At 67.0% G+C, this 10,935-nt stretch carries 10 protein-coding genes and 1 pseudogene; 4 read left to right on the forward strand and 7 right to left on the reverse strand.

Annotation, left to right across the window (positions count from 1 at the left end):
* The 6 genes from OS124_RS0116550 to OS124_RS0116575 form a co-directional block, all read right to left on the reverse strand.
* On the reverse strand, positions 1 to 1,055 hold a 1,055-nt coding region (locus tag OS124_RS0116550), incomplete at its 3' end, for a four-carbon acid sugar kinase family protein (protein WP_010140922.1).
* Complete coding sequence (locus tag OS124_RS0116555; RefSeq protein ID WP_010140924.1) at positions 1,055 to 2,320, reverse strand: RuBisCO large subunit C-terminal-like domain-containing protein; 1,266 nt, start codon at positions 2,318 to 2,320, stop codon at positions 1,055 to 1,057. The genes OS124_RS0116555 and OS124_RS0116550, both read right to left, overlap by 1 nt.
* Positions 2,321 to 2,323: 3 nt before the next feature.
* Positions 2,324 to 2,863, reverse strand: a complete 540-nt coding sequence (locus OS124_RS0116560; RefSeq protein ID WP_010140925.1) for a VOC family protein — start codon at positions 2,861 to 2,863, stop codon at positions 2,324 to 2,326.
* Between the two features lie 8 nt (positions 2,864 to 2,871).
* Positions 2,872 to 4,149 carry a TRAP transporter large permease gene (locus OS124_RS0116565; RefSeq protein ID WP_010140926.1) on the reverse strand — a complete coding sequence of 426 codons (1,278 nt, stop codon included), beginning with the start codon at positions 4,147 to 4,149 and terminating at the stop codon, positions 2,872 to 2,874.
* Positions 4,146 to 4,679 (reverse strand): TRAP transporter small permease, encoded by a 534-nt coding sequence (locus tag OS124_RS0116570; RefSeq protein WP_010140927.1) that lies wholly within the window; start codon positions 4,677 to 4,679, stop codon positions 4,146 to 4,148. Before OS124_RS0116570 ends, OS124_RS0116565 begins: the two co-directional genes overlap by 4 nt.
* Positions 4,679 to 5,692 (reverse strand): TRAP transporter substrate-binding protein, encoded by a 1,014-nt coding sequence (locus OS124_RS0116575; RefSeq protein ID WP_010140928.1) that lies wholly within the window; start codon positions 5,690 to 5,692, stop codon positions 4,679 to 4,681. The genes OS124_RS0116570 and OS124_RS0116575 overlap by 1 nt, the downstream gene beginning before the upstream one ends.
* 171 nt (positions 5,693 to 5,863) lie before the next feature.
* Here OS124_RS0116575 and OS124_RS0116580 point away from each other — a divergent pair, with 171 nt between their 5' ends.
* Entirely contained in the window at positions 5,864 to 6,889 is a 1,026-nt protein-coding gene (locus tag OS124_RS0116580; RefSeq protein WP_010140929.1) for a LacI family DNA-binding transcriptional regulator, read from the forward strand.
* A 174-nt stretch (positions 6,890 to 7,063) separates the two neighbouring features.
* Positions 7,064 to 7,924 (forward strand): hypothetical protein, encoded by an 861-nt coding sequence (locus OS124_RS0116585; RefSeq protein WP_010140930.1) that lies wholly within the window; start codon positions 7,064 to 7,066, stop codon positions 7,922 to 7,924.
* 34 nt (positions 7,925 to 7,958) lie between these two features.
* Here OS124_RS0116585 and OS124_RS26175 read toward each other — a convergent pair whose 3' ends face one another.
* The gene (locus tag OS124_RS26175; RefSeq protein ID WP_010140932.1) at positions 7,959 to 9,605 is read right to left on the reverse strand and encodes an alpha/beta hydrolase fold domain-containing protein; all 1,647 of its coding nucleotides are present in this window, start codon (positions 9,603 to 9,605) and stop codon (positions 7,959 to 7,961) included.
* A 177-nt stretch (positions 9,606 to 9,782) separates the two neighbouring features.
* On the opposite strand from OS124_RS26175, the gene OS124_RS0116595 reads away from it, so the two are divergent.
* Both OS124_RS0116595 and OS124_RS0116600 read left to right on the forward strand, forming a co-directional pair.
* Entirely contained in the window at positions 9,783 to 10,661 is an 879-nt protein-coding gene (locus tag OS124_RS0116595) for a shikimate dehydrogenase (RefSeq protein WP_010140933.1), read from the forward strand.
* Between the two features lie 46 nt (positions 10,662 to 10,707).
* Positions 10,708 to 10,935 (forward strand): annotated as a pseudogene (locus OS124_RS0116600) (hypothetical protein); the annotation flags it as partial.

Genomic DNA, 10,935 nt, shown 5'->3' on the forward strand with positions numbered 1-10,935 from the left:
AGGCGGGCGCAGATCCGGCTGGAGGTATCGCCCCCCGCCAGCCCCAGGTGCCCGACCGGCTGGCGGGCGAGGATATCGGCGACAAGCTGGCTGCAGGTTTCGGCCAGCGCATCCGGGCTCAGCCCGTAGTCGGCGCCGGGCAGAAGGTGCAGCAGCACCGGGACGCCCCGGGCCAGCCGGGCGGCGGTGCGGGCGGGAAGATCGGGATCGACAAGCGCCTCGGGTGGCAGGGGCATCTTGTCATAGCCCTCTGCCGCCTCGATCTGGCGGCTGGTCAGGCTGGAGCGGCTGCCGGCAAAGAGCAGTACCCCCCGCGCGCCGGGCGGCAGGGCCTCTGGCAGCTCTTGTGCGGTGTGGTCGCGGGTCAGGATCTCGGCCACCGAGCTGGGGCCGATCAGCAGTTGCCGCCCGCCCGCCGCGGCCAGCAGGCTGGCGATCCGGCCCTGGTCGGCGGGTTTCATCACGTCAAACAGCACCGGCCCGGCCCGCAGCTGCAGCGCTGCCGTGGCGGCATCGGGCAGGTCGGGGGCGGCGATCAGCTCAAGCCCGTCAAGACCCTGGGCGGCGAGGTGGCGGCGCAGGTCGGCCTCGGCCATGGGGGTCACCGGGTGGCGGGCCATGATCGGGTGACGGTCGATGCGATGCACCGCCCCGTCGGGCCCGCGCGCAAAGAGGGTGCCGAAGGCGCAGTAGCGCCCCAGGCTGAGCTGGCCGCCGACGACGGCGGTGATCTCGGGGCGGAACCGCCGCGCCAGCTCCTGCGCCACGGCCCCGATGGAGCCGACATGTGGCGCAGAGTCGAAGGTCGAGCAGGTCTTGAGGTGCAGCACGCGCGGGGCGGCGGCCTCGATCCTCGGCCAGAGGCGGTCGATCTCGGCCAGGGCCCGCTCGGGCGGGAGTGAGCGCAGGTCGGTGGGCAGGCCCAGCACCTCCAGCCCGTCGTCGGCCTCTGAGGGTGCCAGTTGCAGCCGGGTCGAGAGGCCGTGACGCGCATAGGTCGCCAGGCTGTCCGAGGCGCCGGTGAAATCGTCGCCGATGAAGACGATCCCGGCCATCAGCGCGCGCCGAAGAACTGCATGGCCGCTGCAAGCGCGGGGCGGGTCTTGGCACCGTCTTCAAGGCTCAGCCCCGAGGTCAGCGCCTCATGGGCTTCGCGCAGCGAGGCTACGCCCTGGGCGGGGCCGGCGGGATGGGCCAGGATACCGCCGCCGCACATGAACATCAGGTCCGACGACCCGGCGGCTTCCAGCGTCTGCGGCAGGGTGCCGGCCCATTGGCCGGACGAGAAGGCGGGCATGACGCGATCCTCCGGGCCGCCCTCGCTGAGCGGGGCAAGGCAGAGCCGGGCGCCCTCGGTCACCTCTTCGGCGGTGTCGACGAACTTGCCGCCGATGCCGTGGACATGCATGTGATCGACCCCCGCGAGGCGATAGAGTGCCTGGTAGGCCGGGAAGGCCATGCCAAGCAGCGGATGGCGGCTCATCGCGCCAAAGCCGTTGCGGTGCGCGTGGATCGCCAGCGGGGTGTGGTTGCGCAGGGTTTCCATCCCCGAGAGGCCGCACCAGTTCAGCGAGGCCATGACGCAGGAGCCACCCTCGGCGGCCACGAGGTCTGCATGGCGGCGCATGGCGTCGGTCTCATCCGTGATGTTGAAGGCCATCATCACCTTGCGCCCCGTTTTCTCCTGCCACTTGCGGATCACCGCCATGACGGCGGGCACGCGCTGTGCCAGAGGGGCCACGTCGGGGTTGGCGCAGATCTCGTCATCCTTGATGAAATCGACACCCGCCGCACAGAGACGGTCGACCAGCGCAGCGATATCCTCGGGCGTCATGCCCACGTTGGGCTTGATGATGGTGCCGAAGATCGGCGCCTCGGCCACGCCCAGATCGGCGCGTGTGCCTGCGATGCCACGGGTGGGCAGCGGGTAGCGCGCGCGATAGGCGGCGGGGATCTCGAGGCCCGTCAGCTTGAGGCCGGTGATCTCTCCGATATCGTAGAGATTGCCCGAGACCGTGGCCGCCAGCGTCGGCAGGTTGCGCCCGATGTTGCCCGTCGGATAGGCGATGCGGACCCGTGCGCGGCGGAACGGCCCGGCGGGCTGCTTCCGCTCGACATAGGCCGAGTGCAGGGTCGGTTCCGGTGCGCTGTCGATCTCTTCGACCGACAGGACACGGGCGGCAGAGCGCGCGCGCAGCGCGTCGGTTTCGCCCTCGACACGCACGAAGGTGCCCGAGCTCTGCTCGCCGGCCATCATGGCGGCGACATCTTCCAGCGGGTAGGGCGTTTCCAGCAGGTAGCTGGCGATCACGGTTTCCATGGATCAGATCTTCGACAGGTCCGGGAAGGGGCGCACGGGGTCCGCGCCGTCCCAATCCTGCGAGGCCTCGCGGATCAGGTCGAACATGCGGCCCTTGGGGCCCAGCACTTCGGACAGCTCGATGCAGGTGCCGGGGTGATGTTCCTCGGCGAAATAGACGAAACGCCCGTTCTCGCCGACCTTGCCGGACATCTTCACGGTGAAGCCCTTGTCCAGCATCATCGCCAGATCCTTGTCGAACTCGTTGGTCCAGAAGGCCACGTGCTGAAGGCCGCGCAGGCCCTTTTGCATGTAGTCGCGGTACATCGAGGGCACGTCGTTGCGGGTCTGGATCAGTTCGACCTGCATGTCGCCGGAATTGGCCAGCGCGACCGAGTTGTGGGGCTGATAGCTTTCCCCGTCATAGGTGTAATCCTCGATCGGCACCTGCGGGTTGTAGTACCAGGGGCCGACGCCCATGACCTCGGACCAGTGCTTCATGCCGGCTTCGATATCGTCGACGACGATGCCCAGCTGACGGATGGGGCCAAGAAGAGTGCTCATCGGGAACCTCAGTTCATCAATGTTTCGGGAAGCCAGGTGGACAGCGCCGGGACGGCGGAGACCACGAGGAGAGAGAGGAGAAGCGGGATGAAGAAGGGCATGACGCCCGCGATCACCCGGTTGACCGGCATCCTGGTGATGATGGTGATCATGTAGAGGCTCATGCCGACGGGGGGCGTCAGCAGGCCGATCATCAGGTTCAGCACGAAGACGATGCCCAGTTGCAGCGGGTCCACCCCGGCCATGGTCAGCGCAGGCGCGATGATCGGCGCGATGATCAGGATGGCGGCGATGCTTTCCAGCACCATGCCGACCAGCAGCAGGAAGGCATTGACGAGCAGCAGCAGCACCAGCGGGTTTTCCGACAGGCTCAGCAGGAAGCCCGAGGCCTTCATCGGCACCTGGTCCAGCGTCAGCACCCAGGCGAAGAGCGCCGCCGTGGCCACCACGAAGAGGATGTTGGCCGTGGCCTCGACCGTGTCACGCAGGGCGCGGAAGAGGTTTGCGAAGCTCAGCGTCCGGTAGATCGCCACGCCGATGAAGATCGAGTAGGCGACGGTGACGCCTGCCACTTCGGTCGGGCCGAAGAAACCGCTCATCAGCCCGCCTATCAGGAAGACGGGCGCCAGCAGGGCCGGGAAGGAGATCGCGGCCTTGCGGGCGATGGCGCGCGGCTCGGCGCGGATGTCGTCGCGGGGCAGGTCCTTGACACGGGCCACGATGGCGACCTGCACCATCAAGAGGACGGTCAGCAGCAGCGCCGGGATGATGCCCGCCAGCAGCAGTTTCACTGCACTGACATTGGCGACCGAGGCATAGATGATGATCGGGATCGAGGGCGGGAAGATCGGGCCGATGGTGGCCGCCGCGACGGTCAGTCCGGCGGCGAATTCTTCCTTGTAGCCCTGCTTCTTCATCTGGTCGATCTGGATCGCGCCAAGCGCGCCGATATCGGCCAGCGCGGCACCCGAGACGCCCGAGAAGATCAGCGAGACCAGGATGCTGACCTGCGCCACGGCGCCGCGAATGCGGCCCAGCACCATGCGCACCAGGTCGAAGAGGTGGGTGGTGACGCCGGTCAGGCTCAGCAGGTTGGCGGCGAAGATGAACAGCGGCACCGCCAGCAGGGGCGAGCTGTCCAGCGCGTTCAGGCTGCGCTGCGCCAGCACTGACAGCGGCAGGCCCTGCCAGTAGATCACCACGGCCGAGGACAGGCCAAGGCAGATCGCGATCGGGGCGCCCTGGGCCAGCAGCGCCAGGAAGAGAAGGACCAGAAGAAGGCTCATGTGGGCAGTCCGGTATCGTCGCGGGGGTCATGGTAGGGGGCGGTGGCGGGGCGGCCGGTCAGGGCGGCGACCACCCGGTCCAGCGCCACGGCGGCCAGCACCGCATGACCGACCAGCGCGAGGGAGTAGTAGACCCAGTTCGGCAGTTGCATGGCCGGGGTCAGGAACTTGCCGGCGCGCGGCAGGTATTCGGCGAAGCTCTGCAGCAGCAGCGCGGCAAAGAGCAGCGTGGCGATGTCGCAGGCGAAGGCCATCCAGCTACGGAGCTTCGGCGGGCAGGCATCGGGCAGCATGGTCACGGCGACCAGCACCTGGCGGCCCGCAAGACAGGGCACACCCAGAAAGACCAGTCCGATGGCGCTGAAGCGGGCCAGCTCATCCGCCCAGGGCAGGCCGAGGTCGAAGAAGTTCCGCGCCGCCACCTGCAGCACGACCAGGCAGGTCATCAGCGCGAGCAGGGCCACGCCGCAGAGGATCCCCAGACGGGTGAGCCGCGCGAGATACGCGCGGCCCCTTTCGTGAAGGCTCATCAGGAAACCGCCGCGATCTTCTCGTAGAGCGCGCCGTATTGCTGGCCGAACCGCTCGTCAACGAGGCTGCTGACCGAGGCGCGGAAGGCGGCGAGGTCAAGGCCCTCGTCCTCGCCGATCACGGTCATGCCGAGATCGCGCAGCTGCTGGGTCTCGCTTTCCTCGTTGTCGAGGATCGCCTTGGTGGCCTTCTGGCGGGTCTGCTCGGCAGCTTCACGCACGGCGTCCTGTTCGGTCGCGGACATGCCCTGCCAGGTGTCCTCGTTCATCACGACGACTTCGGCGTTGGACATATGGCCGGTCAGCATGAGGTGGCTCTGCACCTCGTAGAGCTTGACGTTCAGCACCACGTTGACCGGGTTCTCCTGGCCCTGAACGACGCCGGTGGCCAGCGCGGTCGGAACCTCGGACCAGTCGACCGGGACGGCGACGGCGCCCATGCCCTCGACGGCGGTGGTGTAGATCGGGAAGGGCACGGCGCGGATCTTGGTGCCGGCCAGGTCCTCGGGGCTCATCACCGCCTTGTTGCAGGTCAGGTTGCGGCGGCCGAAGTAGTGGGCGTAGATCACCCGCACATTGGCGGCGGCGATCAGGCCCTCGTTCAGCTCCTGCATCACCGGGCTATCGACGTCGGTCACCTTCATCAGGTGATCCACGTCACGGTAGAGGTAGGGCGTGTCCAGCGCCGCAAAGGGCTGGTAGAGCGAGCCAAGCGCACCGGCGGTGTTGTGCGAAAACGCGATGGTGCCCAGCGAAACGGCCTCGGCCAGTTCCTGCAGCTTGCCCAGCTGGCTGTTCGGGAAGACCTGCACCTCGATCTCGCCGCCCGAGGTCTGGCCGAGGGCTTCGGCGAACCAGTCGGCCTGCGCGCCGGCCACCGAGGCGACCTCGTTGTTGTGGCCGTAGCGCAGGGTGGTCGCGGCGAAGGCCGGACGGGCAATGAAGGGCGCGGCCAGGGCTGCGCCGCCCAGGGCCAGCACGCTGCGGCGGGTCGGTTGAAGTCGCTTCGTCATGTGATTTCCTCCCAGATAGTCTTGATGTGTTTTGATGGCTCGCATCATCTCCTCGCAATGCGTAGCCCCAGATACACTTGCTGAAACACCGTGTGTTGACGAAAGCTAAGGTTTCGGGGCAGCTTCAGTCAAAGGAAATGGATTGATGTGTTTTGAGGGGTTCTGACGCAAATGAGCGACAGGGACGGAGGGGCAGGCCGCCCGCAGCTGACGGATATCGCCGAGCGCGCGGGTGTCTCGCTGGCCACGGTTGACCGGGTGATCAACCGCCGCAAGGGGGTGAAGGAGCGCACCCGGGTGCGTGTCCTGGAAGCGGCCTCGGCGCTTGGCTACCTGAGCGAGGGCGAGGCGGCGCGCTATGGCGGAGAGCGTCCCCCCAATATCGTCGTGCTGCTGCCTGCAGGTACCAATCCCTACCTGCGCCTGCTTGGCGACCGACTGCGCGAGCGGGTGGCGCGGAGCGGGCAGGGCGACCCGGTGCTGCGCTGCTTCTTCATCGAGAGTTTCAACGCCCGCGCCCTGGCGGAGGCGCTGCGGCGCAATGCGGGCTGGGCCGACGGGATCATCTTCTTCGCCATCGAGCATCCCGAGGTGCGCGAGGCCGCCGCCGAGGTCGCGGCGCAGGGCACCCGGCTGGTCAGCATCGTCTCGGATCTCGGGGGCTCGCCCGGGATTGCCCATGTGGGGCTGGACAACCGCGCCGTCGGGCGCACCGCAGGGCTGCTGATCGGACGTCTTGCGGGGCGCAATGGCGGGGCGGTGGCGCTGGTCGCCGGCTCACGCCACTACCGCGCCCACTCCGAGCGCGAGGCGGGCTTCCTGTCGATCCAGGAGGAGCTTTTCCCGGACCTGCGGGTCATCGGGATGCGCGAGGGCCATGACGACGCGGGGCAGAACTATCGCCACGCCATGGCGCTGTTCGAGCAGGCCCCGGACCTGGTGGGCATCTACAATGTCGGCGGCTCATCGGGCGGGATCACCCGGGCGATGCGCGAATGCGGCAAGCAGGATCTGGTCTTCATCGGCCACGGGCTGACAACGGACACCCGCCGCGCCATGGCCGAGGGCACGATGGATGCGATCTTCGACCAGGACCCGGACACGCTGATCGACCGCGCAATCCGCTGCATGGCCACACCGGGGGATCTGCCGCGCCCGCTGAAGCTGGACATCTACTTCCGCGAGAACCTGCCGTGAGGAGGTAATGTCCCGCCGGGAAAGGGATGTTTTCTTTTGAAGTTATTGCCTTGGATCAACGCCTTGACGACGCTTTTTCTGCGCATTTCACGGCATGTCGATTACCGTTTTCGCAGGGTGGCATTTTCCGGCACGATCCATCCTGATTTGAAAGACACATAAATCGGAGATGTTATGAGCGATCTGCAACACGGCCAGGAAAGGTCGCCTCCGCCTCCCGCTCCCCGGTCGTCGCCGCCGTTCTACATCATCTTGATCACGGTCGTGCTGATCGTCGGGGCCTTTGCAGGCGCGACCCGGCTGTTGTCCCGCCCCTCCGGGCCGACCATTCTCCTGGAGGACAGGGGCGTGATCCGGCCCCTTGGGTACAAGTTTGCCTATACTAATATCAAGTGGTGGGAGTTCGAGGGCGAATACAGTCTCGGGGTCGAGCTGATTCCAATCGACCCGAGGGTGCAAGGGCATGGCATCGATACCGATCTGTTGCACGCGATGTGCGGCAGCATCCTGACCTCGATCTCGGCCAGGAAGGAAAAACCAACGGGTCGGTCGGGCATTTTTCGCCTGACGATCGGTTTGCTGGGCGTCGTGGGTGGCAATTCCGAAGTGCGCGCGGATGAACTGTTGCTCCAGAGACTCCCGGTGGACGATGGCGCCTGTCTTCCGGTGAACCAGCTGAAGTACGCGACGTACAACAGCTATCCGGCGGCGCTGGAGGAATGGGGGCTGGTGAATTTCAACCTGCCTCCGGCAGGCGCTGAAGACACCATGGATATGATGGCGATATTCGCCCGGCGCACCCCCGGGGCTGATGCGGAGCCACCCTTCCAGGCCGGATGCCGCGCGGTACTCTTTGAACTCGGCCAACCCGGGCAGGAAGATGTTGCCTTGCCTGCGAGACTGGGTGTGGTCTTCACCGATCAGCCGCCTCACGAGATACCGGAAAAGGGTGTCATCGGTGGGAGGGGGCTGCTTTTCGATGTCCGTGGAGAAAACTGCTTCAGGGTCGATGACAGCTCGGCGCGAAAAATCTGAGGGCAGGGGCGGCCAGCCGGTCCGCCCCCTCTAGTCACCCCACTGTCTTCTTCAGCCAGTCGGCCATGCGGCGCAGGCTGTCTTCGCAGGCCTGGCAGTATTCCATCGCCCGCAGGTAGCCGTGGATCAGCCCCTCGCCGGGATCGACCGTCAGTTCGACGCCCGCCGCCTCCAGCGCATCCGCATAGGCGCGACCCGAGTCGCGCAGAGGGTCGTTCTGGGCCAGGGCCACGTAGGTGGGCGGCAGGCCGGCGTGGCTCTCGGCGGCCAGCGGGGTGATGCGCGGATCGGTGCGCAGCTGCTCGACATCGGCGCAGTACATGGCGTTTGTGGCCGCCATCCCCGAAACCTTCAGCAGCGGCCCCTCGGCGTTCTCGATGTAAGACGGCCGCGAGCGGTCGAAGTCGCAGCTGGGATAGATCAGCAGTTGCGCCGCCAGCGGGATGCCCTCGTCGCGGGCGGCAAGGGCGCCGACGGCGGCCAGGTTGCCGCCAGCGCTGTCGCCGCCGATCGCGATGCGGGCCGGATCGATGCCCAGCTCGTCGGCCTTGTCGAAGGCCCAGCGGGTCACCGCGAGCACCTGCAGGTAGGCGGCGGGGAAGGGATGTTCGGGCGCCAGCGCATAATCGACCGAGATCACCGTCTGGCGGTTCCAGTCGGCCAGCCGGGCGGTGATGTCCCACTGGGTCTCCGGGCTGCCCTGCATCCAGGCGCCGCCATGCAGGTAGATCAGCGCCGGCTGAGCCCCGCCCGAGGCATGGCGGAAGATGCGCACGCGGACGGGGCCGCCGTCGCTGTCGATCCAGTGCTCTTCATCGGTCTCGACCTCGGGCGGGGTCGGCAGGCGCATCTCGCGCGCGATGCTCTCGAAATGCACCCGGCGGTCGGCGGGCGTGGCGCCCGGCGCAAGGGTGGCCCACTTGGCGTCCCAGAATTCGAGAAACCGGAAGATGTCCGGGTTGATCATGCGTGCTTCCTCCCTGTCGCGTGGCATGTCGGTCTCGGCCGAGAGTCCGGGCTTCATGGCGATGCCCAGGATCATGTCGCCGACCTGGCGGCGCAGTTTCTGCTGGCCGCGTTCGGTAAAGAGATCGTCTCCGAAGATGTGCGAGAAGGTCGCGCGGTTCGAGACGTTGAAGACGGAGGCGGCCGAGATGTGCCAGTGCAGCTCAGGGGCCGAGAGGCCGCGCCGGAACAGGCCCATTTCGACGCCACGGCGGTAGATGTCCTCGAGCAGCACGATGGCCGAGCTGTTCTGCCCCGAAATCGCCTTGAGGCGCGACATGTGTTCGCCCTCGTGGATGTTTTCGATCATCACCAGGCGGACGAAATCCTTGGCCTTCCTGTGGTGCTCGAAGGTGAACTCGGCCAGCTCGCGCAGCGCCGCGACCGGGTGCAGCTTGCCCAGGTCCAGCGCGTCCTCTGCCTTGCGCATCCTTGCATAGGCATCCTGCAGAACCGCCTGGTAGAGCGTCTCCTTGTCGGAAAAGTAGTAGTAGATCATCCGCTTGGATGTCCGGGTCCGGGCCGCGATCTCGTCGATGCGGGCACCTGACAGCCCATGCCGGGCGAAGACCTCGCGGGCCGCTTGCAGGATATTGCCACGCACGGCGTCCGGGTCCTGTTTCCACCCGCCGCGCGGCGAATCCCCCGCCTTGCCCTCCTGGCCTGCCTCTCCCATGGCTGTCCTCCCTTGGCTTTTCCCGACTGCTTGTAACCTACTGGTCTGGCGACGGGAAACCAGTTCTTCCGGCAATGCTGCGCCGCGGAATTTAACCGGAGCGAACATAGTATTGACAGAATTAACCACCGAGTCCATTGTGTCGTCAAGAGACAGTGGCCGAGAGGATATCCGCAAGTGAGCATCAGCGTGATGGCGCAGGCCGGCAGCAGTCCGGCGGGCGTCCTGAAGATCGGACTTCTCGGCAGCGGAATCGGGGGCTCGCGGACGCCGCGCATGCACCTGGCTGCGGCCGATGCGGCGGGGCTGGCCTACGAGTACCACCTGGTGGATTCCACCGAACGGGTGCTGCCCGAGGATCCGGCCGAAATCCTGGCGCTGCTGGAAGCCGAGGGCTTTGACGGGCTGAACGTCACCTATCCCTACAAGCGCGCGGTCCTGCCGCTGATGGACGAACTGTCCCCGGCGGCCCGCAATGTCGGCGCGGTGAACACCGTCGTGCTGCGTGATGGCCGCCGCTCAGGGCACAACACCGATCACTGGGGCTTCGGCGAAAGCCTGCGTCAGGGCCTGCCCGGCGCGCCGCTGGATCGGGTGCTCCTGCTGGGGGCCGGCGGGGCAGGCGGGGCCGTGGCCCATGCGCTTCTCGATGCCGGTGTCGGGAAATTGCTGGTGCGCGACGTGAACGTGACCGTGGCCGCCGAGCTGGTGGCCCTGCTGGTCGCGCACTACGGGCCCGGCCGGGCCGAGCTGGCGACGGATGTCGCCAGTGCCGCGGGCTCTGCACTTGGGCTGGTCAATGCCAGCCCCGTGGGCATGGAGAAGCTGCCGGGCCTGCCTTTGCCCGCAGAGCTGATCCGCCCCGATCACTGGGTCGCCGACATCGTCTATTTTCCGCTGGAGACGGAATTGCTGGCCACCGCGCGCGCCCTGGGCTGCGCTGTGCTGCCGGGGGCAGGCATGGCGCTATACCAGGCTGTCCGGGCCTTCCGGCTGTTTGCCGGCCAGGAACCGGATGTGGACCGGATGCGGGAGGCATTCGAGTCCTTCACCTGAGGGCGGCGCGCCGTCCTCGTTCCGTGCGTCATAGGGAGGAGAACGCATGACTATCAAGATGAAGGGGACGGCTTCTGCGCTGGTTCTGGCCGCCATGGCCGGGGCGGGCGCAAGCTCGGTCGCGGCTGAGACAGTCGAGATCGTCTATTCCGACACGGTACAGGAAAGCGACCGCCGCTCGGGCCTGCTGAAGGACCACTTCGGTGACTGCCTCGGCGAGGGCTTCCAGTTCACGCCCTATTTCGGCGCCACGCTGTTCAAGCAGGGCACCGAA

The organism is Oceanicola sp. S124, from assembly GCF_000220565.1.
In the GTDB taxonomy this organism is placed as follows: domain Bacteria; phylum Pseudomonadota; class Alphaproteobacteria; order Rhodobacterales; family Rhodobacteraceae; genus Pseudooceanicola.